Origin of the sequence: Pseudogemmobacter blasticus (assembly GCF_003071405.1) — a bacterium.
Taxonomy (GTDB): domain Bacteria; phylum Pseudomonadota; class Alphaproteobacteria; order Rhodobacterales; family Rhodobacteraceae; genus Pseudogemmobacter; species Pseudogemmobacter blasticus.
Map to the genome: position 1 here is coordinate 2,813,413 of NZ_CP020470.1, position 26,621 is coordinate 2,840,033.

32 protein-coding genes are annotated in these 26,621 nt (G+C 66.2%); 23 read left to right on the top strand and 9 right to left on the bottom strand.

The features are described 5' to 3' along the window. Positions 1-35: 35 nt before the first annotated feature. Positions 36-1,199, bottom strand: a complete 1,164-nt coding sequence (locus B6K69_RS13710; RefSeq protein ID WP_228156743.1) for a Hint domain-containing protein — start codon at positions 1,197-1,199, stop codon at positions 36-38. 356 nt (positions 1,200-1,555) lie between these two features. Between B6K69_RS13710 and B6K69_RS13715 the strand changes: the two genes are divergently transcribed. The 13 genes from B6K69_RS13715 to B6K69_RS13770 all read left to right on the top strand — a co-directional run bounded on the left by B6K69_RS13715 (position 1,556) and on the right by B6K69_RS13770 (position 11,423). Beyond that, on the top strand, positions 1,556-3,214 hold the full coding sequence (locus B6K69_RS13715; RefSeq protein ID WP_108644942.1) for an alpha/beta hydrolase: 1,659 nt from the start codon (positions 1,556-1,558) through the stop codon (positions 3,212-3,214). Between the two features lie 202 nt (positions 3,215-3,416). Further along, positions 3,417-4,919, top strand: a complete 1,503-nt coding sequence (ffh, locus tag B6K69_RS13720; RefSeq protein WP_108644178.1) for a signal recognition particle protein — start codon at positions 3,417-3,419, stop codon at positions 4,917-4,919. Further along, a complete protein-coding gene (locus B6K69_RS13725) occupies positions 4,916-5,452 on the top strand; it encodes a GNAT family N-acetyltransferase (RefSeq protein WP_108644179.1) in 537 nt (178 codons plus the stop codon). The genes ffh and B6K69_RS13725 overlap by 4 nt, the downstream gene beginning before the upstream one ends. After that, complete coding sequence (locus B6K69_RS13730; protein ID WP_108644180.1) at positions 5,449-6,117, top strand: GNAT family N-acetyltransferase; 669 nt, start codon at positions 5,449-5,451, stop codon at positions 6,115-6,117. The genes B6K69_RS13725 and B6K69_RS13730 overlap by 4 nt, the downstream gene beginning before the upstream one ends. Continuing rightward, positions 6,117-6,410, top strand: coding sequence for a chorismate mutase (locus B6K69_RS13735; protein WP_164681960.1), 294 nt, complete (start codon positions 6,117-6,119; stop codon positions 6,408-6,410). Before B6K69_RS13730 ends, B6K69_RS13735 begins: the two co-directional genes overlap by 1 nt. Positions 6,411-6,456: 46 nt before the next feature. Next, entirely contained in the window at positions 6,457-6,810 is a 354-nt protein-coding gene (gene rpsP / locus B6K69_RS13740) for a 30S ribosomal protein S16 (protein WP_108644181.1), read from the top strand. 17 nt (positions 6,811-6,827) lie between these two features. After that, positions 6,828-7,004, top strand: a complete 177-nt coding sequence (locus tag B6K69_RS18210) for a hypothetical protein (protein WP_164681961.1) — start codon at positions 6,828-6,830, stop codon at positions 7,002-7,004. After that, complete coding sequence (gene rimM / locus B6K69_RS13745) at positions 7,001-7,507, top strand: ribosome maturation factor RimM (RefSeq protein ID WP_108644182.1); 507 nt, start codon at positions 7,001-7,003, stop codon at positions 7,505-7,507. The genes B6K69_RS18210 and rimM overlap by 4 nt, the downstream gene beginning before the upstream one ends. A gap of 190 nt (positions 7,508-7,697) precedes the next feature. Continuing rightward, the gene (locus tag B6K69_RS13750; protein ID WP_108644183.1) at positions 7,698-8,609 is read left to right on the top strand and encodes a hypothetical protein; all 912 of its coding nucleotides are present in this window, start codon (positions 7,698-7,700) and stop codon (positions 8,607-8,609) included. Positions 8,610-8,668: 59 nt separating this feature from the next. After that, a complete protein-coding gene (trmD, locus tag B6K69_RS13755) occupies positions 8,669-9,517 on the top strand; it encodes a tRNA (guanosine(37)-N1)-methyltransferase TrmD (RefSeq protein WP_108644184.1) in 849 nt (282 codons plus the stop codon). 312 nt (positions 9,518-9,829) lie between these two features. Next, positions 9,830-10,204, top strand: coding sequence for a 50S ribosomal protein L19 (gene rplS, locus B6K69_RS13760; RefSeq protein WP_107673752.1), 375 nt, complete (start codon positions 9,830-9,832; stop codon positions 10,202-10,204). Between the two features lie 12 nt (positions 10,205-10,216). Beyond that, positions 10,217-10,438 (top strand): 50S ribosomal protein L31, encoded by a 222-nt coding sequence (gene rpmE / locus B6K69_RS13765; protein ID WP_107673751.1) that lies wholly within the window; start codon positions 10,217-10,219, stop codon positions 10,436-10,438. 175 nt (positions 10,439-10,613) lie between these two features. Continuing rightward, on the top strand, positions 10,614-11,423 hold the full coding sequence (locus B6K69_RS13770; RefSeq protein ID WP_107673750.1) for a division plane positioning ATPase MipZ: 810 nt from the start codon (positions 10,614-10,616) through the stop codon (positions 11,421-11,423). On the opposite strand, the gene B6K69_RS18215 is transcribed toward B6K69_RS13770, so the two are convergent. Next, complete coding sequence (locus B6K69_RS18215; protein ID WP_164681962.1) at positions 11,392-11,565, bottom strand: hypothetical protein; 174 nt, start codon at positions 11,563-11,565, stop codon at positions 11,392-11,394. The two genes, B6K69_RS13770 and B6K69_RS18215, sit on opposite strands and share 32 nt — an antisense overlap. Before the next feature lie 187 nt (positions 11,566-11,752). On the opposite strand from B6K69_RS18215, the gene B6K69_RS13780 reads away from it, so the two are divergent. Continuing rightward, complete coding sequence (locus tag B6K69_RS13780) at positions 11,753-13,261, top strand: malonate--CoA ligase (protein WP_108644943.1); 1,509 nt, start codon at positions 11,753-11,755, stop codon at positions 13,259-13,261. Here the strand turns inward: B6K69_RS13780 and B6K69_RS13785 are convergent. Then, positions 13,237-13,635: an ArsR/SmtB family transcription factor gene (locus B6K69_RS13785; RefSeq protein ID WP_108644185.1), complete on the bottom strand. Its 399-nt coding sequence runs from the start codon at positions 13,633-13,635 to the stop codon at positions 13,237-13,239. The two genes, B6K69_RS13780 and B6K69_RS13785, sit on opposite strands and share 25 nt — an antisense overlap. Before the next feature lie 244 nt (positions 13,636-13,879). Between B6K69_RS13785 and B6K69_RS13790 the strand changes: the two genes are divergently transcribed. The 7 genes from B6K69_RS13790 to B6K69_RS13820 all read left to right on the top strand — a co-directional run bounded on the left by B6K69_RS13790 (position 13,880) and on the right by B6K69_RS13820 (position 19,875). Beyond that, positions 13,880-14,875: a TAXI family TRAP transporter solute-binding subunit gene (locus B6K69_RS13790; RefSeq protein WP_108644186.1), complete on the top strand. Its 996-nt coding sequence runs from the start codon at positions 13,880-13,882 to the stop codon at positions 14,873-14,875. Between the two features lie 82 nt (positions 14,876-14,957). Next, positions 14,958-17,021 (top strand): TRAP transporter permease, encoded by a 2,064-nt coding sequence (locus B6K69_RS13795; RefSeq protein WP_108644187.1) that lies wholly within the window; start codon positions 14,958-14,960, stop codon positions 17,019-17,021. 266 nt (positions 17,022-17,287) lie between these two features. After that, complete coding sequence (locus B6K69_RS13800) at positions 17,288-17,644, top strand: AtpZ/AtpI family protein (protein WP_107673746.1); 357 nt, start codon at positions 17,288-17,290, stop codon at positions 17,642-17,644. A gap of 40 nt (positions 17,645-17,684) precedes the next feature. Beyond that, positions 17,685-18,398, top strand: coding sequence for a F0F1 ATP synthase subunit A (locus tag B6K69_RS13805; protein ID WP_108644188.1), 714 nt, complete (start codon positions 17,685-17,687; stop codon positions 18,396-18,398). A gap of 46 nt (positions 18,399-18,444) precedes the next feature. Continuing rightward, positions 18,445-18,681 carry a F0F1 ATP synthase subunit C gene (locus B6K69_RS13810; protein WP_107673744.1) on the top strand — a complete coding sequence of 79 codons (237 nt, stop codon included), beginning with the start codon at positions 18,445-18,447 and terminating at the stop codon, positions 18,679-18,681. Between the two features lie 83 nt (positions 18,682-18,764). After that, entirely contained in the window at positions 18,765-19,316 is a 552-nt protein-coding gene (locus B6K69_RS13815) for a F0F1 ATP synthase subunit B' (RefSeq protein WP_107673768.1), read from the top strand. Between the two features lie 4 nt (positions 19,317-19,320). Next, entirely contained in the window at positions 19,321-19,875 is a 555-nt protein-coding gene (locus B6K69_RS13820; protein ID WP_108644189.1) for a F0F1 ATP synthase subunit B, read from the top strand. A 59-nt stretch (positions 19,876-19,934) separates the two neighbouring features. Here the strand turns inward: B6K69_RS13820 and B6K69_RS13825 are convergent, their stop codons facing one another. Continuing rightward, positions 19,935-20,702, bottom strand: coding sequence for an FCD domain-containing protein (locus B6K69_RS13825; protein WP_107673742.1), 768 nt, complete (start codon positions 20,700-20,702; stop codon positions 19,935-19,937). A gap of 293 nt (positions 20,703-20,995) precedes the next feature. On the opposite strand from B6K69_RS13825, the gene B6K69_RS13830 reads away from it, so the two are divergent. Together B6K69_RS13830 and B6K69_RS13835 are read left to right on the top strand one after the other, a co-directional pair. Continuing rightward, complete coding sequence (locus B6K69_RS13830) at positions 20,996-21,202, top strand: cold-shock protein (RefSeq protein ID WP_107673741.1); 207 nt, start codon at positions 20,996-20,998, stop codon at positions 21,200-21,202. 132 nt (positions 21,203-21,334) lie between these two features. Continuing rightward, entirely contained in the window at positions 21,335-22,459 is a 1,125-nt protein-coding gene (locus B6K69_RS13835; protein WP_108644190.1) for an alpha/beta hydrolase family protein, read from the top strand. A gap of 65 nt (positions 22,460-22,524) precedes the next feature. On the opposite strand, the gene B6K69_RS13840 is transcribed toward B6K69_RS13835, so the two are convergent. From B6K69_RS13840 to puuE, 5 genes are all read right to left on the bottom strand, one after another. Then, positions 22,525-22,767, bottom strand: coding sequence for a hypothetical protein (locus tag B6K69_RS13840; RefSeq protein ID WP_107673739.1), 243 nt, complete (start codon positions 22,765-22,767; stop codon positions 22,525-22,527). Between the two features lie 81 nt (positions 22,768-22,848). After that, entirely contained in the window at positions 22,849-23,325 is a 477-nt protein-coding gene (locus B6K69_RS13845) for a hypothetical protein (RefSeq protein ID WP_108644191.1), read from the bottom strand. Positions 23,326-23,796: 471 nt separating this feature from the next. Then, on the bottom strand, positions 23,797-24,294 hold the full coding sequence (locus B6K69_RS13850) for an ureidoglycolate lyase (protein WP_108644192.1): 498 nt from the start codon (positions 24,292-24,294) through the stop codon (positions 23,797-23,799). Further along, the gene (locus B6K69_RS13855; protein WP_108644193.1) at positions 24,291-25,139 is read right to left on the bottom strand and encodes a bifunctional allantoicase/(S)-ureidoglycine aminohydrolase; all 849 of its coding nucleotides are present in this window, start codon (positions 25,137-25,139) and stop codon (positions 24,291-24,293) included. Before B6K69_RS13855 ends, B6K69_RS13850 begins: the two co-directional genes overlap by 4 nt. Further along, positions 25,136-26,551, bottom strand: a complete 1,416-nt coding sequence (gene puuE / locus B6K69_RS13860; protein WP_108644944.1) for an allantoinase PuuE — start codon at positions 26,549-26,551, stop codon at positions 25,136-25,138. Before puuE ends, B6K69_RS13855 begins: the two co-directional genes overlap by 4 nt. Between the last annotated feature and the right edge of the window lie 70 nt (positions 26,552-26,621).

A 26,621-nucleotide genomic window follows, 5' to 3' on the forward strand; every position in this document is an offset into this window, starting at 1 on the left:
CGGGGCCTTGCACCGGGGGCTGTCCGGTATGGCTGCTATCCGGCCAGGGCGCGGCCGGTCCCCGACTGTTCCCGCGATACCGCCCCAAACAGCGCATGCCCGTTCTCGACGTGCCGCGCTACCAGCCGGCGCGCCTGCCGTCCTGCGGGCACCGGCCGGGCCGGCACCGGCTGGTCGATCGAGATTCGCAGTTCGGGGAACAGGGTCGCGATCTCTTCCAGTGCCTCCCGGTCAATGCAGCGCAGCGCCGCGGGGCCGGTGTACAGCGATTCGGTCTCGGCGCCGTTCGAACAAACGATCTCATGGCGGTCGAACAGCATGTGAAAATACTCAACCTCGTCCAGATCGTCGGCGGCCTCGATTCCAGTGGCTTCGACAAGAGACTTGGCCGCCACCAGCACCTCTGCGATGCCAAACATCCGCATGGCGATCTGCGAGGAAATCATCACGCGGTGCTGCGGCGAAACCAGCAGTGTCGCTGACGGCATGTTCGTCCCCAGAGCGCCGGGATGGATACGGATCGGCCGCAGCTTGGGGTTTGCCGCCAGCGCGGCGCCGCTGACCACGGAAGACCCGATCCAGCGGATCGGCTGCAAGCCGTTGTCGCGGGTCCGGACCAGGTCGCCGGGGCGCAGCGATTCGATTGCGACAGGCCCCTGTTCCGTGTCGATCAGGGTTCCGCGACAAAAGCAGGCGTTCGGCGGAAAGGCATCGAAGTTCGAAACCACGGTGGACGAGTAGCGTGTCCCGTCCCACGTTCCGAGCGCGATATTCGTGACATTCTGATACCCGAAGTCTGCCGGAGCAGCATCGCGATCATCGTCGCGCATGCGGATGACAAGGTTGCCGTTGCCAAGCTGGTACACCACCACTCTGGCGACATAGGTCTTCACCACGCCGCCCGCCCCCACATAGGTATAGGTCGAGCTGTTGAAAATCCCGACCTCGTTCAGGGTGTAGTTCGTGCCGTTGATGACAAGCCTGTCGGCGGTAGCGGGCGTGTTGACAGTGGTTGTGATAAGCCCGTCGTCGTTGCCATCGTACATGTCCATGTTGCCATAATCGACGGCGGCCGTGTTCCCGCCGCCGCCCATGGTGAACACGCGGCCGTTCATCGCCGCGCTGATATCGGTGGAACCGCCGTTGTTAAGTCCGGGGCTTGTCTGCACCCAGCCCCAGGTATCGGTTGTTGTCGGCATTTCGCATCCTTTCCAACATGAGTCCCAAGGCCGCCACGCTACAACCCTGGCCATTCAGCGCGGGCAACTTGCTATGAATTGTTTGATCAGGGTGTGGGCTTATCGTCAGTCTGTCAACTTGCATGACTTTGAAATGAATCATTCATGCTACGAATTTGGCCGATTCGGTGCCGAGAAGGCAGATTTCCTCCCTTGGCCTTGGCAGCGACGCCTGACAAGTTCTTGCGCCGCCGTTTTGCCATTACCTTCGCAGCGCGATGATGCGCGCCTTTGGCCTGTTCCGGCCAGCGCAGTTCGCGGTTGACGGCACACCCCCGGCCTTGGGAAACAGGGCGGGCACAACCGAAAGATGCCGCATGTTCCGCCTCGTTCCCTCGCAGGATCTGCCGCTGCTGGGCCGCCCTTCGGCGGCCGGGCTGGTGTTGGGGGCGGCCTGTTTTGCCGCCTCGCTGACGCCATCGCTCATTCCGCGGGCGGGGCTGGTGCAGGGGGCGCTGGCGGGCGTCTGCTTCGCCGCCGGTTATCTGATCGGCTGGGCGATGGTCGCGCTTTGGCGCTGGCTGTTTGAAAGGGCGGACCCCGCCCCCCGCAACCAGCGCCGCGCGCTGCGCCTGTCGGTTGCGGCCGCGCTGGCGCTGGCGGGCTGGGGGCTGTGGAGCGTGACCGGCTGGCAGAACGGCATCCATCTGGCGATGGACATTCCGCCGGTCGAAACCGCGCGCCCCTTCACCATCCTGGCCGTCGCCGCCGTGCTGGCGCTGCTGCTGGTGCTGCTGGGGCGGCTGTTCCGCCGGCTCTGGCGGGTGATCTCGGCCCAGCTTCAGCGGCTGATCCCGCGCCGCCTGGCCCTTGCGCTGGGGCTGTTCCTGGCCGGCCTTCTGTTCTTGGCCGTCGGCAACGATCTGGTTCTGGCACGCGCCCTTGGGGCGCTGGACGATACATATGCCGCGCTCGACCGGCTGATGCCGGACGATCAGGCGCCACCGCCCGCAGGCAAGACCGGCGGCCCCGCCTCGCTGGTTGGCTGGGAAGGTCTGGGGGCGGCCGGCCGAAGCTGGGTGCTGGATGGCCCCGATGCCGCCACCATCACCGCGCTGACCGGACTGCCGGCGCGCGAACCCCTGCGCATCTATGTCGGCCTGAACAACGCCGACACCGCCGCCGACCGCGCCCGGCTGGCCCTGGCCGAGGCGGAACGTCAGGGCGCCTTCGACCGCAAGGTTCTGGTGATCGCCACCCCCACCGGCACCGGCTGGATGGACCCGGCCGCGATGCAGCCGCTGGATTACCTGACCCAGGGCGACGTGGCGACGGTGGCGGTGCAGTATTCCTACCTGCCAAGCTGGATGACCCTGATCCTGCAACCCGAATACGGGGCCGAAACCGCAGCCGAGGTGTTCCGCACCTTCTATGACCACTGGCACAGCCTGCCGCGCGACAGCCGCCCGCAGCTTTACCTGTTCGGCCTGTCGCTGGGCGCGCGCAACGGCGAACTGGCGGTCTGGCTACCCAAGGTTCTGGGCGACCCGATGCAGGGCGCCCTCTGGGCCGGGCCGCCCTTTGCCGATGGCAACTGGCGGCAGGTGATCACCGGCCGCAACGCCGGCAGCCCCGCCTGGGCGCCCCTGGTGGGCGACGGGTCGGTGATCCGCGTGACCACGCAGGAAAACCGGCTTCGCGACGCCACCGCCCCCTGGGGCGCGGTGCGCATCGTCTATCTTGCCTACCCGTCCGACGCGATCGCCCATTTCTCGGCCGATCTTCTGTGGCGCCGTCCCGCCTGGCTGGCCGATCCGCGCGGCCCCGATGTCTCGCCGGGGTTGCGCTGGTTTCCGGTGGTCACCTTCCTTCAGGTCGGCTTCGACATGCTGACCGCCACGACCACGCCGCCGGGCCGCGGCCATGTCTATGCCGGCGCCGATTACCTGAACGCCTGGACAGAGGTTCTGGCGCTGGACTGGCCCGCCGAACGGCTGGAAGCGCTGCGCGCCATGCTGGCCGGGCAGGGGCTGTAACCCGCGGCGCTTGACTCCGTGCCCCCGCAGGCGTATCGCCCGACCCAATTCCCCGGAGGCTGATCGCTTCCGGTCCCATGGGCACAGGCCCGGGATCGACATCCGTCAGCGCGGTTGCGCCCACGGGTGCCGTCCGGCTTTGCAGCATGGCCCCGCCGCCCCATATCGGGGCAGACCCGTGACCCGCGCAAAGGAGAGCGCCATGTTCGAAAGCCTGTCAGAACGCCTTGGCGGCGTGTTCGACCGCCTGACGAAGCAGGGCGCCCTTACCGAGGCCGATGTCATCACCGCCCTGCGGGAAGTGCGCGTCGCCCTGCTTGAGGCCGACGTTTCGCTGCCCGTCGCCCGCGATTTCATCAAGCGCGTGCAGGACAAGGCCACCGGCGCCGCCGTCACCAAGTCGATCACCCCCGGCCAGATGGTCGTCAAGATCGTCCATGACGAACTGATCCGCGTGCTGGCCGGCGACGGCCCGGCCGACGCGCTCAAGATCGACAACCCGCCCGCCACCATCCTGATGGTCGGCCTTCAGGGCTCGGGCAAGACCACCACCACCGCCAAGCTGGCCAAGCGCCTGAAGGACAAGAACGGCAAGCGCGTCCTCATGGCCTCGCTGGACACCAACCGTCCCGCGGCGATGGAGCAGTTGCAGATCCTGGGCACCCAGATCGGCGTCGATACCCTGCCCATCGTCAAGGGCGAAAGCGCCGTCCAGATCGCCAAGCGCGCCAAGACCCAAGGGTCGCTTGGCGGCTATGACGTGATCTTCCTCGATACCGCCGGCCGCCTGCACATCGACGAAGTGCTGATGGACGAGGTGCAGTCGGTCCGCGACATCGCCGCCCCGCGCGAAACCCTGCTGGTGGTCGATGGCCTGACCGGCCAGGACGCGGTGAATGTCGCCACCGAATTCGACGGCAAGGTCGGCATCTCGGGCGTTGTCCTGACCCGGATGGATGGCGACGGTCGCGGCGGTGCGGCGCTGTCGATGCGCGCCGTCACCGGCAAGCCGATCCGCTTTGTCGGCCTTGGCGAAAAGATGGACGCCATCGAGGTGTTCGAGGCCGAGCGTGTGGCCGGCCGCATCCTGGGCATGGGCGACATCGTGGCCCTGGTCGAGAAGGCGCAGGAAACCTTTGAGGCCGAACAGGCCGAACGCATGGCCAAGCGCTTTGCCAAGGGTCTGTTCAACATGAACGACCTCAAGGCTCAGATGGAACAGATGATCAAGATGGGCGGCATGAAGGGCCTGATGGGCATGTTGCCCGGCATGGCCAAGCATCAGGCCGCCGCGGCGGAAGCCGGCATCGACGACAAGATGCTGAAACGCCAGATCGCGCTGATCAACTCGATGACCAAGAAGGAACGCGCCAACCCCGACCTTCTGGCCGCCAGCCGCAAGAAGCGCATCGCCGCCGGTGCCGGCCTTGATGTCTCGGACCTGAACCGCCTGCTGAAACAGCACAAGCAGATGGCCGAGATGATGAAGAAGATGGGCAAGGGTGGCATGATGAAACAGGCCATCAAGTCGATGATGGGCAAGGGCGGGATGCCCGACCCTTCGAAGATGACGCCTGAACAACTGGCCGAGGCCGCCAAGGGTATGCAGCAAGGCATGTCCGGCGCCGGTATGCCCGGCCTGCCCGGCATGGCGCGCGGCATCACCCTGCCGGCTGGTCTTTCGGGGCTGATGCGCAAGAAATGACCCTCGGTTCGGCACAGTTCGCGGCACATGGCCCGGTCCTTGAGACCGGCCGCCTGCGGCTGCGCCTGCCGAAGCTGTCGGATTTCGAACCCTGGGCCGATTTCTTCGCCTCGCCCCGGTCGGTTCACGAAGGTGGCCCCCTGCCGCGCGCGGCTGCCTGGCGGCACTGGGCGGCCGATGTGGCGCTGTGGCCGCTGCGGGGCTATGGCCCCTTCGCCGTGGAAGACCGCCAGACCGGCGCCTATCTGGGCGAGGTCGGGATCTATCACGCCGATGACTATCCCGCCCCGGAACTGGGCTGGTTCGTGGTGCCTGCCGCCGAAGGCCGGGGCATCGCGCTGGAGGCGGCCCGCGCCGTGCTTGACTGGGTGCGTGTCACCTTCGACTGGCCGCATGTCACCAATATCATCGAACCGGCCAATGCCCGCTCCATCGCGCTTGGCCTGCGTCTGGGTGGCGTGATCGACCCGTCCTTGCCGGGTATCGACCCCGGCGATGTGGTGATCCGCCACGATCTGCGGGGGGCGGCATGACCCTGCCTTTCGCCATTCCGGTGCTGGCCACCGAACGCCTGATCCTGCGCGAACCGCGCGAGGCCGATTTCCCGGCCATGCTGGCCTTCAACGACAGCCCCCGCGCGGTGCATCTGGGCGGCGGCATCGAACGCCGCTGGATCTGGCGCGGGCTTCTGGCCAACATCGGCCACTGGGCGCTGCGCGGCTATGGCTTCTATTCCGTCGATACCCCCGCCGGCGATTTCATCGGCCGGATCGGCGTGATCTATCACGACGGCTGGCCCGAACCCGAACTGGCCTGGCACCTGTTCGACGGCCACGAAGGCCGGGGTTATGCGCAAGAGGCGGCCCTTGCCGCGCAGGCCGATTACCACGCCCGCCTGTCGCCCGCGCCGCTGATCAGCATGATCGCCACCGACAATGCCCGGTCCGAGGCGCTGGCCCTTCGGCTGGGCGCCACGCGGGAAAAGACGCTGTCGGATGACAAGGGCAGCTATCACATCTACCGCCACCGCGCGCCGGGGGGGGCTGGCATGACCCTCGCCCCGCATCGCAGCCCGCACCAGACGCCGATGCCCGGCGCTGCCGCCGACAACGCAGATGACGCGCAGGTCCGGCGCCAGGGGAAGACGGAAGGAAGACGTGTGGAAGACGCGCGCAAGATCACGGAAAGGGGGGCCTGATGGACGCCGCCGCCAAGGCCGCAGCTTTGCTGAAGGAACACCGCGAGTCGATCGACCGGCTTGACGCGATCCTCGTCTTCACCCTGGCCGAACGCTTCAAGCACACGCAGGGCGTGGGGCGTCTCAAGGCCGAACACGGACTGCCGCCCAGCGACCCCACCCGCGAGGCGCGGCAGATCGAACGCCTGGAACGGCTGGCCGAAGAGGCCCGGCTTGACCCGGAATTTGCCAAGAAATTCCTGAACTTCATCATCAGCGAAGTCATCAGGCATCACGAGAAACTGCAGAAATAGGGCGGGGTGCCCCCCGTCTTTCAGCCATCACCAAAGGAGAACTCACATGGCTATGAAAATTCGTCTGGCACGCGGCGGCTCCAAGAAGCGCCCGTTCTACTCGATCGTTGCAACCGACAGCCGTATGCCGCGCGACGGCCGCTTCCTGGAAAAGCTGGGCACCTACAACCCGCTGCTGGCCAAGGACGATGAAAAGCGCATCGTCATGAACCTTGACCGCGTGAACCACTGGCTGTCGCAAGGCGCCCAACCCACCGACCGCGTCGCCCGCTTCCTGGAAGCCGCCGGCGTTCGCCCGAAGACCGCCCGTTCGAACCCCAAGTCTGCCGTTCCCGGCAAGGCCATGGCCGAACGCGCCGCGAAGAAGGCCGCCCGCGCCGCCGAACCGGCGACCGAGTGACCGGCTGACGCGGTTCCATGATCCCCGGCCTTGGCCTTGTGCGCCGGACCATCACGCTGGCCCTTCTGGTGGCGGCGTTCTGGGCCGGCGTCAGGCTGGGCACCTCGGGGCAGCAGGATGCCTGCCTTGATGCCGGCGGAACATGGGACACGCGCGGCTATTGCGAAGAACCGAAAGAGGAGCCCCAGCCATGACCGACCGCATCTGCGTGGGCGCCATCGCCGGCGCCTTCGGTGTTCAGGGTGAGGTGCGGCTGAAAAGCTTTTGCGCCGAACCGTCGGACATCGCCTCTTACGGCCCGCTGACCACCGAAGACGGCCGCCGCAGCTTTACCCTGCGGCTGACCCGTCCGGTGGCGGGCGGCCTTGGTGCCCGCCTGTCGGGCATCTCGACCAAGGAAGAAGCCGACGCCCTGAAAGGGACCGAGCTTTATGCAGACCGCAGCCGGCTGCCCAGCCTGCCGGACGACGAATTCTATCACACCGACCTGATCGGCCTTGAGGTGCGCGATCCCGGCGGTGCCGTGCTTGGCACCGTGACCGCCGTGCACAATCACGGCGCGGGCGATCTGCTGGACATCCGTCTTGCCGCGACCGGGGCCGCGCTGCTGCTGCCCTTTACCCGCGCCAATGTGCCCACGGTTGACCTTGCCTCGCGCCGGCTGATCGCCGACCTGCCCGAAGGGCTGGACGACTGAACCCGGGCGTCTGAACGGCAATCGGCCGCGCACCCGCAAGGCCGCAAATCCGCCCTTCTTTCGCCATGACGGTGGTCAACCTTGCCGCCGTCAAAGGTGCCCAAGTCGCAAGGTTTCTGCGCGCCCCGTGCACCCCGCTTGTGCTGGTCGGCGCAGGGCTGCGGCCTGCCGGCAGCAAAGGGGTCTGGCCATGTCTCGTTTCCGCGTTCTTTTCCTGCAGATCGCCACGGCGCTTTTGTACATGGGGCCGCTGGTGGCGGGATTGGGCGGCTTTGGCTGGGCCATGCTGCCCCCCTTCGTGTCGATCTTCGTGCTTTGGCTGGTTTTGTTGCGCCCGCACCAATGGCCGATGACGCTGGCCGACTGGCGGTCCGGCGTGGGGGTCGGGGCCGCGCTGACGCAGATCCTCAGCCAGATCCTGCTGGTGACGGTGCTGTTCGGCGTCGGGCGCGGCATCGGCGGGGTGCTGGGCACCTTGCCGGTGATGTTCCCCATGCTGCCGGTTGCCATGTCCTTCCTGGCCCTGCCGCTGATGCGGCTGGCCTGGAACCCGGACCGCGCCCTTGCCGAAGGTGTCACCATCGACGCGCTGATGGAGGCCGCGCGCCTGCCGATCGGGGTCAACCCGCTGGCGCGTGATCCGGCCCGCGCCGCAGCCGCCCTGCTGGCGCTGCCCGATGATGCCGCGCCCGAAACCGTGCTGGGGCTGCTGGAACAGTCGGCGGTGCCGGGGAAGGGGTGGCCGTCGGCGGCCGGGCTGGCTACGGCGCTGGCCAAGGCACCCGCCACCCGCCATGCCGCGCTGCGCAAGGCGCTGGTGCTGTGGGGAACCGATCCGGCCCTGCTGGCCGCGGGCAGCGCACCGGGCGCGCTGCGGGCCGCCTTCGCGGCGGCGGGGCGGGACGACGGGCTGTTGGCCGATCTGCTGCCCCGCGCCACCGCGCTGGCCCGCGCGCTGCCGGACCGGCTGGACCAGTTCCCCGATGCCCTTGCCCTGCGGACGCTGGCCCAGGAACTTGGCGGGGACCGGGCCGCCGAACTGTCGGCACTGGCTGACCTGCTGCCCGCCACACCCGCCCGGGGCACCTCGCGCGCGGCCTGAGCGGGGCAGGGGCGACAGGCCCCTTTCCTGCCGGTCGGATTGCCGCTAATCCGGGGCCCATGTCGAACCCGTCCGATCCCCCGAAAAGCCACGGCCGCCTGTCGATCAAGGCCAGCCTGCAACCGCGCGACCTGATGGAAGAGCCGCGGGTTGTGAAGGGGGCCTTCGACGCCCGGGTGGTTACCCTGTTTCCCGATGCCTTTCCCGGCACCCTTGGTCTGTCGCTGACCGGCCGCGCGCTGGATTTCGGCCTGTGGCGGCTGAATACGGTGCCCTTGCGTGATTTCGGCGAAGGCCGTCACCGCACCGTGGACGATACCCCCGCTGGTGGCGGGGCCGGCATGGTTCTGCGCGCCGATGTGGTGGATGCGGCGCTGCGCGTGGCGATGCAGGGCGCCGACCCGGACCGCAGCCTTTGGCCGGTGGTCTATGTCTCGCCGCGCGGCCGGCCCTTCGATCAGGCCACCGCCCGCCGTTGGGCGGCCGGCTCGGGCATCACGCTGCTCTGCGGCCGGTTCGAAGGCGTGGACCAGCGGGTGCTGGACCATTGGCAGATCGAGGAAGTCTCGCTGGGCGATTTCGTCCTGACCGGGGGCGAGATCGCGGCGCAGGCCATGCTGGACGCCACTGTCCGGCTGTTGCCCGGCGTTTTGGGCAATGCCGCCTCGACCGAGGAGGAGAGCTTTTCGCACGGGCTTCTGGAACACCCGCAATACACCCGCCCTCAGGTCTGGGAAGGGCAGGAGATTCCGGCGGTGCTGACGGGGGGCAACCATGGCGAAGTGGCCAAATGGCGCCGCGCGCAGGCCGAGGCGCTGACCGCCGCGCGGCGGCCCGACCTCTGGGCGGCGCATCAGGCGGCGCAGGACGCGGTGCCGAAACCGGGGCGAAAGCCCGGGAAACCCTGAAAACGGGCTCGCACCCCGTTGGCTTCGCTGGCGCAGTATCCCGCCTTGGCGTGGACCACTCTGCCCCTTGACCAAAGCCCCCCGCAGGCCCTATACGCGCCCGGTCCGGGGCAGCCTTGCCCATCGGACACGATTCCCTTTTGCAAGGCCGGAACCCTTCGTCCGGCATCTCTTGCGGGGAGACGACAGAAAAGCAGGCGCCACCTCTGGCGGGCTTCTTTCCGAAAGGAAAGGGGGACCCGGACGAAGACCAGGAGCTCTGGCACGGCATCACCTCTGCGGAACCACCGCAGGCAACCGGAGTGACCGCGCATGAACCTCATCGCGCAGATCGAGGCGGAACAGATCGCCGCCCTCGGCAAGACCATCCCCGACTTCAAGGCCGGCGACACCGTTCGCGTCGGCTACAAGGTGAAGGAAGGCAACCGCTCGCGCGTGCAGGCCTATGAAGGCGTCTGCATCGGCCGCAAGGGCGGCGCCACGCTCGCCGCCAGCTTCACCGTTCGCAAGATCTCGTTCGGCGAAGGCGTGGAACGGGTGTTCCCGCTCTACTCGACCAACATCGACAGCATCGAAGTTGTCCGCCGCGGCAAGGTTCGCCGTGCGAAGCTGTATTATCTGCGTGCGCGCCGCGGCAAATCGGCCCGGATCGCGGAAAACGCCACCTACAAAGCGAAATCCGAGTAAGGAGCGGCCGAGATGAAAGAAGGCATTCACCCCGAATATCACTTCATCGAAGTGAAGATGACCGACGGCAGCACCTACAAGACCCGTTCCACCTGGGGCAAGGAAGGCGATGTCATGTCGCTGGACATCGACCCGCTGGCGCACCCGGCCTGGACCGGCCAGTCGGCCAAGCTGATGGATACCGGCGGCCGCGTGTCCAAGTTCAAGAACAAATACGCGGGCCTCGGCTTCTGAGACTGTCGCGATCCGAACCGAAGGGCGTGCCGCAGGGCACGCCCTTTTTGCTTGTCCGGCAGGCTGTTCCGGCCGGCCATGCCGTGCAACCCTCTTGCCGTCGGCGGATTCCCCCGCTACCCCCCATTGCCTAGAACTGCCGCGCTGCCACGCGGCCGAAGACCTGGGGGCTTGGATGGCGCATATCATCGTTGTTGGGAACGAGAAGGGCGGTTCGGGCAAGTCCACCACCTGTATGCATGTGGCCACCGCGCTGGCGCGGATGGGGCATCGCGTCGGCGGGCTGGACCTTGACCTGCGGCAGAAGAGCTTTGGCCGCTATGTCGAGAACCGCCGTGCCTATCTGGCGCGCGCCGGGCTGGATCTGCCCAGCCCCGATTACCGTGACCTGCCCGAGGCGGACCCGGCCACGCTGGCCCCCGGCGAAAATGCCTATGACCAGCGCCTGACGATGGCCGTCGCGGCGATGGACGCCGAAAAGGATTTCATCGTCATCGACTGCCCCGGCAGCCACACAAGGCTAAGCCAGGTGGCCCATTCGCTGGCCGATACACTGATCACGCCGCTGAACGACAGCTTCGTCGATTTCGACCTGCTGGCGCGCGTCGATGCCGAGACCGGCAAGGTCAAGGGGCCGTCGATCTATTCCGAAATGGTCTGGGGCGCGCGGCAGTTGCGGGCGCAGGCCGGGCTGCCGCCGATTGACTGGATCGTGGTGCGCAACCGTCTGGGCGCGCAGCAGATGCACAACAAGAAGAAGGTCGGTTCGGCGCTGGAAGACCTGTCGCGCCGGATCGGGTTTCGCGTGGCGCCCGGCTTTTCCGAACGGGTGATCTTCCGCGAACTGTTCCCCCGTGGCCTGACGCTGCTGGATCTCAAGGATACAGGGGTGGATCAGTTGAACCTGTCGAACGTCGCCGCGCGGCAGGAACTGCGTGATCTGGTGGGCGCGCTCAGGCTTCCATCCGTTCAGGTTGCGTTCTGAACAGGCCGGCCCGCGCCCGGCTGGCCTGATGCGCATTGCCCATTTTCCGCAGCCGGCGGTCAAAGGCCGTTTCCGGTTCTGCCGGTGCTGCCGGGGAACGTTTCAGCCGCAGCCGGCGCAGAAACTCCAACATCTTCGCCATGGGACGCTCTCCTTCGGTATCGGCACCCTTTGACAGGACCGTGCCGGTCAAGCTGGGCAGGTTTGTGGCGGGTTGGGGCTGAAAGTCGGGCCATCGTCCGCCGTGTTGCGACAGATTGTTTCCCGGCTTGAGGCGCGGGGCCCGGCCGTGGCAAAAGCGAGACGGCACCGACAAGGGCAGGATCATCATGGCCAACACGCTGTTCGACGCGCTTTTCGCCCCGCTGGCCGGGCGGACGACGCCGTTCCTGATCCTGCCGGACGGGCGGGAAATCAGCGGTGCTGGCTTTCTGGCGCGGGTGGCGCAGGCGGCCCACGCCCTGCGGGCCGCTGGCGTGCAGCCGGGCGACCGGGTGGCGGTTCAGGTGGCGAAATCACCCGAGGCATTGGCGGTCTATGCCGGGGCGGTGGCCGTAGGCGCGGTCTTCCTGCCGCTGAACACCGCCTATACGCCCGCCGAGGTGGACTATTTCATCGGCAACGCCACCCCGCGGCTTTTCCTCTGCGACCCGGCGAAAGAGGCGGCCCTTGCCCCCGTTGCCGCCGCCCATGGCACGGCAGTGCTGACGCTGGACGGGGCTGGCGGCGGCAGTTTCGCGGCGGCGATGGCGGGCCAGCCCGTAACCGTGCAGCCGGTGGACCGTGGCCCCGATGATCTGGCGGCGATCCTTTACACCAGCGGCACCACGGGGCGCTCGAAAGGCGCGATGCTGACGCACCGCAACCTGCTGTCGAATGCCGAGGTGCTGGCCGATCTGTGGCGGTTCACGGCGCAGGATGTGCTGCTTCATGCGCTGCCGGTGTTTCATACCCACGGGCTGTTCGTGGCCACCAACATCAGCCTGCTGACCGGCGGCGCGATGATCTTCCTGCCGGGGTTCGATCCGGAAACCGTGCTGCGCCTGATGCCAAGGGCCACGGCGATGATGGGGGTGCCCACCTTCTATACCCGCCTGCTGGATGATCCGCGCTTTGACCGGGCGGCCAGCGCGCATATGCGGCTGTTCGTGTCCGGCTCGGCGCCCCTGCTGGCTGAAACGCACCGCGTGTTCGAGGCGCGGACCGGCCACCGCATCCTGGAGCGCTATGGCATGACCGAGACGAACATGAACACCTCGAACCTCTATGACGGGGAGCGGCGCCCCGGCACCGTGGGCCTGCCGCTGCCGGGGGTGGCGTTGCGGATCATGGCCGAGGGGGCCGAGGTCGCCCCCGGCGACGTGGGCGTGATCGAGGTGCGCGGGCCGAATGTGTTCAAGGGCTATTGGCAGATGCCCGAAAAGACGGCTGAGGAGCTGCGCCCCGACGGCTGGTTCATCACCGGCGACGTGGGGCGGCTGGATGATGCGGGCTATGTGCAGATCGTGGGCCGCGCCAAGGATCTGGTGATTACCGGCGGTTTCAACGTCTATCCGGTTGAGGTCGAGGCGGAACTGGATGCGCAGCCGGGTGTGCTGGAAAGCGCGGTGATCGGCCTGCCGCACCCCGATTTCGGCGAGGCCGTCTTTGCCGTTCTGGTGCCGCAAAAGGGGGTGACGCTGGACGCGGGTGCGGTGCTGGCCGGGTTGCAGGACCGGCTGGCCCGGTTCAAGCAACCCAAGGCCGCCGTGGTGCTGCCCGAGCTGCCGCGCAACACCATGGGCAAGGTGCAGAAGGCCGAATTGCGCAAGACCTATGCCGGCTGGTTTTCCGGCTGATCGCCGTCGTCGTCCGGGTCGCCATCCGCAAGCTCGGCTTCCAGGAACCGCTCGAAGGCATCCAGATCGACCGGTTCGAACTGGCCGAAGCCTTGCATCCAGACCGAGGCCGCGCGCAGGGCATCAGGCTCCAGCTTGCACCAGATCACCCGCCCCCGGCGTTCGCGGCTGATCAGCCCGGCGTCGGACAGCACCTGCAGGTGTTTCGAGATGGCGGCCAGCGACATGGCGAAAGGGTGCGCCACATCGGTTACGGCCATGTCGTCTTCCAGCAGCATCGACAGAATCACCCGCCGCGTGGGGTCGGCCAGCGCGGCAAAGACGGCGTCAAGGCGGCTGGCGGCAGGGCGTTCTGCGGGGCGTGCTTCGGACATGGCGCAACTATCCGGGCCAGGCGCGCGGGCGTCAATCGAAAGCACGAAACCTGCAAATTACTTGTTACTTTGGCGCAAATCGCCCCCATCGGGCCGTCCGGGCGAAAGAAAAGTCACCCGGAAAGACTTGCGCCTGAAGTGTGGACCCCCGGCAAACCATCGACTACCTAGGGAAACTGCCCGCGCGATCGTGGGGGTGGAACGTCAAGTACAGCCTAGGGAGAATGTTGTGAAAACCGTATTCATGAAGTCGATCATGGGGGCCGCCCTTGCGGTGGGACTGTTTGCCCAAGGGGCCACGGCGCAGGAAATCCAGTTCTTCCGCATCGGCACCGGCGGCACGGCCGGCACCTATTATCCGATTGGCGGCCTGATCGCGAACGCGATCTCGAACCCGCCCGGCTCGCGCGCCTGCGAGGACGGTGGTTCCTGCGGCGTTCCGGGGCTGGTGGCCACGGCCGTTGCCTCGAACGGGTCGGTCGGCAACGTCAACGCCATTAATGGCGGCGCTCTGGAAGCGGGCTTCAGCCAATCGGACGTGGCCTATTGGGCGCAGACCGGCACCGGCCTCTGGGAAGGCCAGCCGGCGGTTGAAAAGCTGCGGCTGATCGCGAACCTTTACCCCGAAAGCATCCACCTTGTCGCGCGCAAGGATGCCGGCATTGCCTCGGTCGCAGACCTGAAGGGCAAGCGCGTCTCGCTGGACGAGCCGGGGTCGGGCACGCTGGTTGATGCCAAGATCATCCTTGAGGCGTTTGGCCTGTCCGAAGCCGATGTCACCCCGGAATACCTGAAGCCGGATCAGGCGGCGGACCGGATGCGCGATGGTGCGATGGATGCGTTCTTCTTCGTGGGCGGCTATCCGGCGGGCGCGATTGCGGAACTGGCCAGCCAGCATGACGTGGTTCTGGTGCCGATCACCGGCCCGGAAATCGACAAGCTGCGCGAAACGTATTCCTTCTTCGCGGCCGATTCCGTTCCGGCCGGCACCTACAAGGGCCAGGACGCCGATGTCGCCACGATCTCGGTCGGGGCGCAACTGGTGACCAGCGCCGATCTGCCGGAAGATCTGGTCTATGGCATCGTCAAGGCGCTTTACAACGAGAACACCCAGAAGCTGTTCGCCGCCGGTCATGCCAAGGGCAAGATGATCACGCTGGACACCGCGACCCTGGGCGCAGGCATCCCGTTCCATCCGGGCGCAGAGAAGTTCTACAAGGAAGTTGGCAAGCTCAAGTAAGGCAATGCCGGATGAAGGGCGCGGCGGGCAACCACCGCGCCCTTTCAAACAAAAGCAATATCCTGCCAGTGGGGACCGGTGAATGAGTGACGCAACGCGCCAACTTTCCGACGAAGAAATCCGCAAGATCGAAGAAGAATATGACCCGGAGGCACGATTTAGAACCGTGACCCGGCCGGTGGCCGTCCTGTCCGGGGTGATCCTGTTCCTGCTGTCGGTCTATCACTTCTATACCGCCGGCTTCGGCATTCCGCGCGCCACAACCCACCGCGGGCTGCACATGGGCGTGTCGCTGTTCCTGCTGTTCCTCAGCTTTTCCGCCTTTGCCCGGACCCGCGAGAAGACCAGCGGCGGCTTCGCCATTCTGGGTATCCCGGTTTACGACTGGGTTCTGGCCTTCGCCGCTGCGGCAAGTTCGTTCTATGTGCCGTGGATCTATGACCAGCTTGCGTTCCGTGTCGGCAATCCGCTGACCATCGACATCGTGATGGGCACGATCCTGCTGGTTGCCCTGCTTGAGGCGGTCCGCCGCTCGATGGGCTGGCCGCTGCCGGTGATTGCGCTGCTGTTCATTGCCTATGCCTATTTCGGCAAGTCGATGCCGGGCATCCTGGTGCATCCGGGCGCTGACTGGTCGAACATCATCAATCACCTCTATCTGACATCGCAGGGCATCTATGGCACCGCGCTTGGGGTGATCGCGACTTATGTGTTCCACTTCGTCCTGTTCGGGGTGATGGCGCAGAAGATCGGGCTGGGGCAGTTGTTCATTGACCTTGCCACCGCGCTGACCGGCCGCTTTGCCGGCGGGCCGGCCAAGGTTTCGGTGGTGTCCTCGGCCATGCTTGGCACCATTTCGGGATCCTCCATCGCCAATACGGTGACAACCGGCGCGCTGACCATTCCGGCCATGATCAAGGTCGGCTTCCAGCGCCATTTCGCGGCGGCGGTCGAGGCGGCGTCATCCACCGGGGGGCAGATCACGCCGCCGGTGCTGGGGGCGGTGGCCTTCCTGATGGTCGAGTATCTGGGAATCCCGCTGCGGACGATCCTGATCGCCGCCATCGTTCCGGCCTTCATGCATTTCTTCGGCGTGCTGGTGCAGGTGCATCTTGAGGCCAAGCGTCTTGGCATCCGCGGCCTGCGCGAAGAAGAACTGCCCAAGGCAATGAAGGTTCTGCGTGAAGGCTGGCTTTCGGTCTTCCCGCTGGTGCTGCTGGTGTGGATGCTGATGTCAGGCCGCACGCCGTTCCTTTCGGCCTTCTGGGCGATCACCGCCTGCATGGTGGTCTACCTCATCCAGCGCATCATGGCCGCAGGGCCGGCCGAAGGGGCGAAGGAAACCGCCCTGGGTATTTATGAAGGCTTTGTGGCTGGCGCCCGCCAGTCGCTTTCGGTGACGGTGGCCGCGGCCCTGGTGGGCGTGGTGATCGGAATCGTCACGCTGACGGGCGTGGGCTTCAAGATCGCCTTCATGGTGACCAGCGTGGCGCAGGACTGGGCCGGTTCGACCCATGCGTTCCTGTCTTTCCTGCCGTTCGAACTGTTCACCATGCCCACGCTGGCGCTGCTGTTCACGCTGATCCTGACGGCGGTGGTCTGCGTGCTGATGGGCTGCGGTGTGCCGACCACGGCGAACTATATCATCATGGTCGCGGTTGCCGCGCCGGTTCTGGGCATGATGGGGGTTGAGCCGCTGGTGGCCCACTTCTTCGTGTTCTACTTCGGCGTTCTGGCTGATGTGACACCCCCTGTGGCGCTGGCGGCCTATGCGGCGGCAGGCATTGCCGGGGCCAACGGCTTCAAGGCGGGGAACACGGCCTTCCGGCTGTCGATGGGCAAGGCGCTTGTGCCGTTCGTCTTTGTCTTCTCGCCCTCGTTGCTGCTGGTGACAGAGGCATTCACCCTGCCCGATTTCCTGACGGCCTTTACCGGGGCGGTGCTGGGGATCATTGCCCTGTCGGCGGCGATCACCAACTGGCTGCGCGCTCCGCTGCTGCTGGTGGAACGGATCGTGCTGTCGATTGCCGCGCTGCTGATGATCGCGCCCGAGATCGTGTCGACGCTGATCGGCGCGGCGATTCTTGGCGCGGTGTTCCTGCGCCAGACGCTGACCGGGCGCAACGGGCCCGCGCTGGCCACCTGAAACAGACAGCGCCCCGCCGGATGACCGGCGGGGCGATTCCCGGCCTGGCGGCAGGCCTTGCCGTCTACCCCGGAAAATTCCTCAACTTGACGGTTGAATATGGCGATCCGGCATGGCCGGGCGCCGCTTGGGGAGGAAGACTCAGCCATGAGTCGCGATGTTATTGAAATTCAACTGGTTACGACCGTGGCGCTGTGGTCTGCGGCGGGTTGACACAGGCCGCCCCCGCCCGTAGAACGCCCCGGACTGCCGGAAAGGGCCTTCAAATGGCTTCGGACCCCCATCCCGACCGACTTCGTGCGCTGGAAGAGCGGCTTGCGAAACTGAGGGATAAGCCGAAGCCGGTGAAATCCCAGACGGCGAAAGGATTCTCGCAAGGCGAGGTCGCCTATCGGATGGTGATCGAGCTGGCCACCGGAATACTGTTCGGGGTCGGCATCGGTTACGGGCTGGATGTGCTGATCGGCACGCTCCCGCTGTTCCTGGCGATCTTCTCGCTGGTGGGGTTCGCGGCCGGGGTGCGCACCATGCTGGGCACCGCACGCGAACTTCAGGGAAAACAGGCGACCGAAGCGGCGATCGCCGCGAAGCGTGAGGGGAACGAAGGTGGCGACGGGAACTGAAGAGCACGCGGCGGAAGGCAGCGGTCTGGCGATCCACCCGATGGATCAGTTCATCGTCAAGCCGCTGTTCGGCGACGGTCCGGTGCATTGGTACACCGTCACCAACGTGACGCTGTGGATGGCGATCTCGATCGTCGTGCTGCTGGGGCTTTTCGTTCTGGCGACCCGTCATCGCGGCATCATCCCGTCGCGCCTGCAATCGGTGGCCGAACTGTTCTACGGTTTCATCCACAACATGGTGGAAGAAGTGACCGGCCATGAAGGCGCGAAGTTCTTCCCCTATGTCATGACGCTGTTCATGTTCATCTTCCTGGCGAACATGCTGGGTCTGATCCCGATGAGCTTTACCACCACCTCGCATATCGCCGTGACGGCGGTCCTGGCGGTGACGGTCTTCCTGACGGTCACGCTGGTGGGGCTCTATCGCAAGGGGATTGGCTTCCTGGGCATGTTCTGGGTGTCGTCGGCGCCGCTGGTGCTGCGTCCCGTGCTGGCCGTGATCGAAGTGATTTCCTACTTCGTCCGCCCGCTGTCCCACTCCATTCGTCTTGGCGGCAACCTGATGGCCGGTCACGCCGTGATCAAGGTCTTCGCGGGCTTCGCCGGCGCCATGGGCGTGGCTTCGGTCGTGCCGATCGTCGCCATCGCCGCCATCTACGGTCTGGAAACGCTGGTTGCGGCGGTTCAGGCCTACGTCTTCACCATTCTGACCTGCGTGTATCTGCGCGACGCCGTCGGCGAAGCCCATCACTAAGGTCCGGACACAGAACCCTAGCCATTCCAATCACAGGAGAACCATCATGGAAGGCGAACTCGCGCTGCTCGGCAAGTACATCGGTGCCGGTCTGGCCACCATCGGTCTGGGCGGCGCCGGCATCGGCGTGGGCCACATTGCCGGCAACTTCCTGGCCGGCGCCCTGCGCAACCCCTCGGCGGCTCCGTCGCAGATGGCCAACCTCTTCGTCGGCATCGCCTTCGCGGAAGCTCTGGGCATCTTCTCGTTCCTGGTCGCCCTGCTGCTGATGTTCGCCGTCTGATCCGGCATCCGACACCTTGAGAAGGATCGCGCCCGGTATGGCCTGGCGCGTTCCTGGTTCATAAGGGTCCGATGGGGGACAAGATGGCAACAGAACCAATCCTTGAAGAAGCGGCAGGCGTTTGCGTCAACGCCCATGGCGGTGCCATTGGTATGCCGCAGCTTTGCGCCGAATGGATTCCGAACCAGGTTTTCTGGCTCGTCGTCACGCTGATCGTGATGTTCCTGATCCTGTCGCGGATCGCGCTGCCGCGCATCGGCGCGGTGCTGGCCGAACGCAAGGGCACGATCACCAACGACCTTGCGGCAGCCGAAGAGCTGAAGCAGAAGGCCGCGGCGGCGGAACGGGCCTATAACGAGGCGCTGGCGAATGCCCGCACCGAGGCGGCCAAGATCGTTGCGGCAGCCAAGGCCGACATCCAGAAGGATCTGGACGCCGCAACAGCCAAGGCCGATGCCGAGATTGCCGCCAAGGCGGCTCAGTCCGAAGCGTCGATTGCGGAAATCCGGGCCGGAGCCATGGAGGCGGTGCAAGCCGTTGCCAAGGATACCGCGAAGGAACTGGTTGCGGCTCTGGGCGGCTCTGCCGATGCCAAGGCTGTCACCGCGGCTGTTGCCGCGCGTCTGAAAGGGTAAGGCAATGCGGAAGCTTACGGTTCTTTTCGCGCTTCTGGCCTCGCCCGCGATGGCGGCTTCGGGGCCGTTCTTCAGCCTTCAGAACACCAACTTCGTGGTTCTGATCGCCTTCCTCGTTTTCCTGGGCATCCTGGTCTACATGGGCGTGCCGAAGAAGCTGACGGGGATGCTGGACGCGCGCGCTGTCCAGATCAAGGCCGAGCTGGAAGAGGCCCGCGCGTTGCGCGAAGAGGCGAAGACGATTCTTGCCTCGTATGAGCGCAAGCAGAAGGACGTGGCCGAGCAGGCAGAGCGCATCGTTTCGTCCGCCAAGGAAGAAGCGATGGCGGCCGCGGCGCAGGCCAAGGCTGACCTGAAGGACTCGATCGCGCGGCGTCTGAAGGCTGCCGAAGAGCAGATCGCCAGCGCCGAAGCCGGTGCTGTGCGTCAGGTGCGCGAGCAGGCCATTTCGGTGGCCATTGCGGCGGCGGGCGACATCCTGTCGAAACAGATGACCGCGGACGGGGCGAAAGCCTCGATTGACGATGCCATCGAACAGGTCGGCGCCAAGATGCACTGAACAGACTTCGAGGGACAGAAGTCGGAACCCCGGGTGCCACCGCATCCGGGGTTTTCGTTTCAGCGGTCCTGTTCGTGTTCGAACCGCTGGCGGGCAATCGCCTCATGGCGTTCGGCGCGCAGATGGGCGTGGAAGGCCGCTTCGACATAGGCCAGATGCGACGCGACCGCCGCCCGTGCCGCCACCGGATCCCTGGCCTGCAAGGCGGTATTGATGGCGCGATGCTGGTCCAGCAACTGATCGCGGGTGGTGCGGTTCCTGAACATGATCTGGCGATTGTAGAACACGCCCTGTTTCAGCAGATCGAACATCGCCCGCATCATATGCAGCATGATGACATTATGCCCCGCCTCGATGATGGCCATGTGGAACTGGGCATCCAGCTCGGCCTCATCCGAAGGGTCGCGCTTGTGATGCGCGGTTTCCATCTTGGCAAAGATCGCATCCACCACGCGCAGATCGGTTTCCGATCCCAGCGTGGCCGCGCGCTCCGCCGCCAGCCCTTCAAGATCGCGGCGAAAGGCGATGTAATCGAAGACGGCTTCTTCATGGCTGGCGAACAGCTCGATCAGCGCGGGCGAGAAGGCGGCGCCAAGGACATCGGCGACGAAGATGCCCGATCCGGCCCGGGCGACCAGAAGGCCGCGCTCGGAAAGTTCGGCCACCGCCTCGCGCAGCGAGGGGCGCGAGACGCCCAGCCGTTCCGCAAGATCGCGCTCGGGCGGCAGCCGTTCGGCCGGGCGCAGGATGCCGCGCAGGATCAACTGCTCGATCTGCCGCACCACCGCCTGCGACAGTTTTTCGGGCTGCACCTTCAGGAACGGCATTCCAGTCTCCGCTGCGGCCGAGGGGCCGATTGGTCTGGAGATTTGACCAGTTCCCGCCTCGGGCGGCAATCGCAAAAGGTGCCGGGTTGCAGGGCAGTACCGGCTGACTGCGGGCCGGATCGGGAAAGTTCGGCACCGGCCTTGCTTTTTCGTCCCGGAAAGCGCATATTCAACCCGCGACACCACTCGATCATCGAACTTCTGTCTCCTAACGGCTTCAGCACTCGATCTTCTTCGTGACTAAGCCAGGCCACCGCAGCGTGCGGGTGGCGATACAGACAGGAGTACTCACGATGGCAAATGGCACCGTGAAATGGTTCAACACCACCAAGGGTTTCGGTTTCATCGCGCCGGAAGGCGGGTCGAAGGACGTGTTCGTCCACATCTCGGCGATGGAACGTGCGGGCATCCGTGAACTGGCCGATGGCCAGGCGGTGACCTTTGACGTGGAACGTGGCCGTGACGGCCGCGAATCGGCGATCAATCTGGCTCTGGCCTGATTTTTCAGCCGCCGCTCAGGCGAAATTCAAGAAGGGGGTGGCCGCAGGGCTGCCCCCTTTTTCATGCTGCGGTTGCAGCGCCCGCACGGCGGCATAGCCTCTGGCCGAACCCGACCCGCAAAGGGGAACGCCATGCAGAACCGCATTGACCTGATCCGTCCCGACGCGCCGGCCGGTGCGCAGCGCGGCCCGCATCCCGTGGGGGTGCGGACGCGGACGGTGATCAGCCCCGATCAACCGGATGTCTTCGGTGAAGCCGGGGCGCGGGTTGACCGGCCGCTGACGGTGGAGCTGTGGTATCCGGCGGCTGCGCCGGGGGCAGGGGGCGCCAACTATCCCACCCTGTTGCGCGACGGGCACCGGGCGGTTGTCCTGCACGGATCGGCAGGCCGCGACGCTGAACCCGCTGCGGGTGATTTCCCGCTGGTAATCCTGTCGCACGGCTATCCCGGCAACCGGCTGTTCATGGGCCATTTCGGCGAACATCTGGCCAGCCATGGCTATCGCGTGGCCAGCATCGACCATCTTGATTCCACCTATGGCGATGCGGCCTATCTGGCGAATAACGGCCTGACCTCCACCCTTGTCCACCGCCCCGGCGATGTGGCAGCGGTGGCGGCGGAACTGGGCGGAAGCTATGCCGTCATCGGTCATTCCATGGGCGGTTACGGTGCGCTGGTCCTGGCGGGGGCCGGTGTGGCCGAACCGGCGCTGTCAGGCGGCATGGCGCCGCCGCATGGCCTGTGGCAGGGCTGCGCAGCCCCCGTGCCACCGGCGGCGCTGAAGGCGATCCTGCCCATCGGGCCCTGGGGCCGGCAACGCGGACTGTGGGATGCGGCAGGTCTGGCGGCGATGCGCCTGCCCTGCCTGCTGATGGGGGGCAGCGCCGACGGGGTTTCCGGCTATGACACGGGCATCCGCCGCATTTTCAACGAGGTGGGCGGGCCGGCCTGGTTGCTGACCTTTGAACACGCCGGACATTGCGCCGGCGCAGCCATTCCCGCCCCGGCAGAGGCGTGGGAGCCGTCACCGCATATGCAATGGCCGCCCTATTCGCATTATGCTGATCCGGCCTGGGATGCCGTGGCCATGAACAACATCGCCCAGCATTTCGCGCTGGCGTTTCTGGATGTTCATCTGAAGGGAAACGCCGAACGGGCGTCCGCTCTTGGCGAGGATTGGCCGAAGCACGGCTTTTCCGGGGGGCAGGCACCGGGGCTGCGGCTTGAACGGCGCGGTCCGGCAAGGTCTGCCTAGGTATAGGCCGGCCAGACAAAGCGCGCGCAGGCACGCCTTGCCGGTTTCATCAGCCCGTCAGGGGCTCAGGGTGCGATGCCGATCGCGGTGCAGGTCCAGGCTCCGGCCTGCAGATCATACTGAATGCAGGTTGGCGTCTTGGCGGGTTCTGCGGGAACTGTCGTCCACCCGCTGCTGACCACGGGCTGACCGTCGGGTGTGGTCGGCTTCCAGCCGATCCCCATGTCCTTGGCGCCCTTGGTCACATAGATGGCCCCCGCGATGATCACGATGATGGCGACGACGGCCACGGCTTGTTTGTTGTCCATGTTTTCCACGCCGGTGTAAGTGGGTTGCACTCCGGGGGCGTGTGCCTTGGCAGGCTACCCCCGGATCAGAAGGGCAGGCGATCAGTTCGCCGGCGGGGTCCATTCGCCGGCGACAGGCGCATCTTCGGCGCCCAGAAGGCGATACTGGGTGCAGGTCCAGCCGGTGGCTTCCGGTGTTGCAGGGGCCGCCGCCTCTTCCGCAGGCGCGGCTGGTTCAGCCGCGGCGGGGGCCTCGGCCGCGGCTTCGGCCGCCGGTGCAGGCTCTTCCGTAGCCGGTGCGGCTGCGGCTTCTTCTGCCGGTGCGGCAGCTTCGGTTGCGGCCGGCTCGGTCGGGGTGGCTTCCTCTGCCGGGGCCGCTTCCGCCGGTGCAGCGGCTTCGGCGGGGGCTGCCGCTTCTGCCGTGGCTTCCGGGGCGGCGGCTTCGGGGATGCCGGTCCAGGTGTATTGCGTGCAGGTCCAGCCTTCGGCCGCAGCCGGGGCGGTTTGCGCCGACGCGACCGAGGCCAGCGCCGTGGCGCTGAACAGGGCGGCCAGCCCGACCTTCATCGAAGTGTTCATCCTCAGTCTCCTTCTTGCTGCCTGGGGGCCGGACGATGGCCCGGCGCTTTGTTCCTTGTCCCGGCCCGGAGGCCGGAACGTCTTGTCGCCAGACGGGGGGCGGAAACGTGCGTCAGCGCCGGCGGGGACGCAGCCCCGAACAGAATGGCGATGCTGGCGTGACGCATGGGCGTCCTGGCTTTCTCCGCATGGGCGAGTCCGGCTGGGGCCGGCACACGCCTTCGGTTTGCCGTGCGGTTTGGCAAGTGCCAAGCCAAATTCTCAATGATTTCTGTAAATTAGGGTTTCATCCGCATGTTTTTCGATGCGGCGTTTTGTCCGGCCAGGCGCCGAAAATCCAAGGGGGGCGGGGATTTGGATGGTGCTGCCCTGCCACGGCTGGCATCACGGCAAGCGCCTTGCGGTTGCTGTGACATATCGTCCCTGCGGCCGTCGCAGCCCTAAAAACAGGCGGGCGGCAGCGGGTAGGTGTCAGCCCGGCAGAACAATCCAGGGGCTTGGAAAGCGATGCTCTTCCAGGTTCGGGGTGGCGCCGATCCGGTCCACCACTGCGAACAGACCGGGCGCGGCCAGCGGTGTCAGCACGCCATGCCAGGTGCCACGCGCAAGGTTGATGCCCTGCGATCCGTTGGTCAGGAAGGCGCGCGGCCTTGCCTCGGGGCCGGCCGAGACGATGACAAGGAACGGGTTCGCTGTCATGGGCAGGAAGGCCTGTGATCCCTCGGGGTGACGCTCGATCAGGTCAAAGCTGTAGGGCAGCGCCCGCGGTTCGGCCTGAAAGACCGAAATCCCGGCGCGGCCTTCGGGGCCGAAATCCAGCCGCGCGCGGTCATGGTGGCGGCGGCAGAGGCCGGCATTGATCAAGCGGAACTCGCCGGCCGCCTCAAGCACCTCGCCAAAGGGGGCGAAGGCTCCGGCGGTCAGCGGTTCCGCGACGATCTCTCGGTTCTGCTGATGCCAAGCGGTCATTTCAGCGGGCCAAAGGCGCCCGGTCCGCGCAGTTTGGCGTGGCGGTTCACGTCCTTGTACAGCAGGTAGCGGAACCGCCCCGGCCCGGCCGCATAACAGGCCTGCGGGCAATAGGCACGCAGCCACATGAAATCGCCCGCCTCGACTTCAACCCAGTCCTGGTTCAGCTTGTAGACCGCCTTCCCCTCCAGCACGAACAGCCCGTGTTCCATGACATGGGTTTCCTCGAACGGGATCACGCCGCCCGGCTGGAAGGTGACGATGTTCACATGCGCATCGTGGCGCAGGTCTTCGGGGTCGACAAAGCGGGTGGTGCCCCAGCGGTCGCCCGTATCGGGCATCCAGCGGACGGGAACGTCGGTTTCGTTGATGACAAAGGCCTCGGGCGCGGCAAGGCCGGGAACGGCTTCATAGATCTTGCGGATCCAGTGGAAGCGGGCCGGTTCCTTGCCTTCGGCCAGCAGCGTCCAGCGCGCGCCGGGGGGAAGATAGGCGTAAGACCCCGCCTCCATCTCATAGCCGGTGCCGTCGATGGTCAGCGTGGCAAGGCCTCCGGTGAAGAAAAGCCAGTGTTCGGCGCCGGTCTCGCGGTCGGGCATGTCTGATCCGCCGCCGGGGGCCACTTCCATCACATACTGGCTGAAGGTTTCCGAAAACCCCGACATCGGCCGGGCAATCAGCCACAGCCGGGTGCGCGTCCAGCCAGGCAGGAAGCTGGTCACGATGTCGGAAAAGCAGCCGCGCGGAATGAAGGCATAGGCCGTGGTGAAGACGGCGCGTTGCGTCATCAGCGCGGTTTGCGGCGGCAGGCCGCCGGCGGGCGAGAAGTAGCTGGACGAGGTCATGGGAGAATGTCCTTGAGGCGAAGCTGGGCGATGCGTTCGACCTGGCCGCAAGCGGTGGCAAGCTCGGTTGCGGTGTCGTTGGCGATGCGGGTCTGGAAGGCGCGCAGGATGCTGTCCTTGGTATTGTCGCGTACGGCGATGATGAAGGGAAACCCGTGGCGGGCCACATACTCGGCATTGAGGCGCTGGAAGGTGGCCCGTTCCTCGTCGGTCAGGGCGTCCAGTGCGGCGCTGGCCTGTTCCGCCGTGCTTTCGGCGGTCAGCCGTTTCGCCTGGGCCAGCTTGCCCGCCAGATCGGGGTGGGCCTTCAGAACGCCCAGCCGTTCCTCGGGGCTGGCCGAGCGGAAGATGCGCGCCAGCGCGTTGTGCAGCCCGGTTGCGCAGTCATGCGCCGGCCCCAGTTCCAGCGCCCAGGCCCGGTCAGCGATCCAGGGCGAATGTTCGAAAATCGACCCGTAGCGCGCGACGAAGGTTTCGCGGGGCATCCGGCTTGGGCGGTCGAACCGTTTGGGCGGATGGGCTTTTCGCCAATGCTCGGCAATGTCGATGCGGCGGGGAAACCAGACGCCGCTGTGCGATTGTGCATGGTCAAGGAACCGCTTCAGCCCGGCAACCTTGCCCGGGCGGCCGATCAGCCGGTTGTGCAGCCCGATCGAGAACATCTTGGCGCGGCCCTCCACGCCTTCGGCATAAAGCGTGTCGAAACTGTCCTTCAGATACTGGAAGAACTGCTCGCCGGTGATGTAGCCGGGGGCGGTGGCAAAGCGCATGTCGTTGGCTTCCAGCGTGTAGGGAATGACCAGCTGGTCATGGTCGCCGCAGTCCAGCCAATACGGCAGGTCGTCATCATAGGTGTCGGAAATCCAGGCCAGCCGCCGGGTTTCGGCCGTCAGCCGCACCGTGTTCATGCTGCACCGGCCGGTGTACCAGCCCTGCGGCGGGGCCCCCACAACCTCTTCATGCAGGCGGAAGCTTTCGGCGATCTGCCGCGCCTCTTCCTGTTCTGTCATGTCGCGGTGGTCCACCCATTTCAGGCCGTGGCTGGCGATTTCCCAGCCGGCCTCCTTCATGGCGGCCACCTGTTCGGGGTTGCGGGCCAGCGCGCTGGTCACGCCATAGACGGTGACGGGCAGGTCGCGTTCGGTGAATAGGCGATGCAGGCGCCAGAATCCGGCCCGCGCGCCATAGTCGTAGATCGATTCCATGTTCCAGTGCCGCATCCCCGGCCAGGGCGCGGCGCCAGCGATGTCGGACAGAAAGGCCTCGGACTGGGCATCGCCATGCAGAAGGTTGTTTTCGCCACCTTCTTCGTAATTCAGCACAAGGCTGACGGCGATCCTTGCGCCGCCGGGCCAGCGGGCATCGGGCGGGTTGGGCCCATGGCCACGGAAATCGCGCGGATAGCGGTTCATCGGCACCTCCGGTTCGGCCCACACCCTAGGGGCAGAGTTGACCGCAGTCTTTCAGGAATTGCCAGAAGGT

Coding starts and splice junctions, on each gene's coding strand:
- B6K69_RS13710 (WP_228156743.1), bottom strand. CDS start 1,199: ATGCCGACAACAACCGATACCTGGGGCTGGGTGCAGACAAGCCCCGGA.
- B6K69_RS13715 (WP_108644942.1), top strand. CDS start 1,556: ATGTTCCGCCTCGTTCCCTCGCAGGATCTGCCGCTGCTGGGCCGCCCT.
- ffh (WP_108644178.1), top strand. CDS start 3,417: ATGTTCGAAAGCCTGTCAGAACGCCTTGGCGGCGTGTTCGACCGCCTG.
- B6K69_RS13725 (WP_108644179.1), top strand. CDS start 4,916: ATGACCCTCGGTTCGGCACAGTTCGCGGCACATGGCCCGGTCCTTGAG.
- B6K69_RS13730 (WP_108644180.1), top strand. CDS start 5,449: ATGACCCTGCCTTTCGCCATTCCGGTGCTGGCCACCGAACGCCTGATC.
- B6K69_RS13735 (WP_164681960.1), top strand. CDS start 6,117: ATGGACGCCGCCGCCAAGGCCGCAGCTTTGCTGAAGGAACACCGCGAG.
- rpsP (WP_108644181.1), top strand. CDS start 6,457: ATGGCTATGAAAATTCGTCTGGCACGCGGCGGCTCCAAGAAGCGCCCG.
- B6K69_RS18210 (WP_164681961.1), top strand. CDS start 6,828: ATGATCCCCGGCCTTGGCCTTGTGCGCCGGACCATCACGCTGGCCCTT.
- rimM (WP_108644182.1), top strand. CDS start 7,001: ATGACCGACCGCATCTGCGTGGGCGCCATCGCCGGCGCCTTCGGTGTT.
- B6K69_RS13750 (WP_108644183.1), top strand. CDS start 7,698: ATGTCTCGTTTCCGCGTTCTTTTCCTGCAGATCGCCACGGCGCTTTTG.
- trmD (WP_108644184.1), top strand. CDS start 8,669: ATGTCGAACCCGTCCGATCCCCCGAAAAGCCACGGCCGCCTGTCGATC.
- rplS (WP_107673752.1), top strand. CDS start 9,830: ATGAACCTCATCGCGCAGATCGAGGCGGAACAGATCGCCGCCCTCGGC.
- rpmE (WP_107673751.1), top strand. CDS start 10,217: ATGAAAGAAGGCATTCACCCCGAATATCACTTCATCGAAGTGAAGATG.
- B6K69_RS13770 (WP_107673750.1), top strand. CDS start 10,614: ATGGCGCATATCATCGTTGTTGGGAACGAGAAGGGCGGTTCGGGCAAG.
- B6K69_RS18215 (WP_164681962.1), bottom strand. CDS start 11,565: ATGGCGAAGATGTTGGAGTTTCTGCGCCGGCTGCGGCTGAAACGTTCC.
- B6K69_RS13780 (WP_108644943.1), top strand. CDS start 11,753: ATGGCCAACACGCTGTTCGACGCGCTTTTCGCCCCGCTGGCCGGGCGG.
- B6K69_RS13785 (WP_108644185.1), bottom strand. CDS start 13,635: ATGTCCGAAGCACGCCCCGCAGAACGCCCTGCCGCCAGCCGCCTTGAC.
- B6K69_RS13790 (WP_108644186.1), top strand. CDS start 13,880: ATGAAGTCGATCATGGGGGCCGCCCTTGCGGTGGGACTGTTTGCCCAA.
- B6K69_RS13795 (WP_108644187.1), top strand. CDS start 14,958: ATGAGTGACGCAACGCGCCAACTTTCCGACGAAGAAATCCGCAAGATC.
- B6K69_RS13800 (WP_107673746.1), top strand. CDS start 17,288: ATGGCTTCGGACCCCCATCCCGACCGACTTCGTGCGCTGGAAGAGCGG.
- B6K69_RS13805 (WP_108644188.1), top strand. CDS start 17,685: ATGGATCAGTTCATCGTCAAGCCGCTGTTCGGCGACGGTCCGGTGCAT.
- B6K69_RS13810 (WP_107673744.1), top strand. CDS start 18,445: ATGGAAGGCGAACTCGCGCTGCTCGGCAAGTACATCGGTGCCGGTCTG.
- B6K69_RS13815 (WP_107673768.1), top strand. CDS start 18,765: ATGGCAACAGAACCAATCCTTGAAGAAGCGGCAGGCGTTTGCGTCAAC.
- B6K69_RS13820 (WP_108644189.1), top strand. CDS start 19,321: ATGCGGAAGCTTACGGTTCTTTTCGCGCTTCTGGCCTCGCCCGCGATG.
- B6K69_RS13825 (WP_107673742.1), bottom strand. CDS start 20,702: ATGCCGTTCCTGAAGGTGCAGCCCGAAAAACTGTCGCAGGCGGTGGTG.
- B6K69_RS13830 (WP_107673741.1), top strand. CDS start 20,996: ATGGCAAATGGCACCGTGAAATGGTTCAACACCACCAAGGGTTTCGGT.
- B6K69_RS13835 (WP_108644190.1), top strand. CDS start 21,335: ATGCAGAACCGCATTGACCTGATCCGTCCCGACGCGCCGGCCGGTGCG.
- B6K69_RS13840 (WP_107673739.1), bottom strand. CDS start 22,767: ATGGACAACAAACAAGCCGTGGCCGTCGTCGCCATCATCGTGATCATC.
- B6K69_RS13845 (WP_108644191.1), bottom strand. CDS start 23,325: ATGAACACTTCGATGAAGGTCGGGCTGGCCGCCCTGTTCAGCGCCACG.
- B6K69_RS13850 (WP_108644192.1), bottom strand. CDS start 24,294: ATGACCGCTTGGCATCAGCAGAACCGAGAGATCGTCGCGGAACCGCTG.
- B6K69_RS13855 (WP_108644193.1), bottom strand. CDS start 25,139: ATGACCTCGTCCAGCTACTTCTCGCCCGCCGGCGGCCTGCCGCCGCAA.
- puuE (WP_108644944.1), bottom strand. CDS start 26,551: ATGAACCGCTATCCGCGCGATTTCCGTGGCCATGGGCCCAACCCGCCC.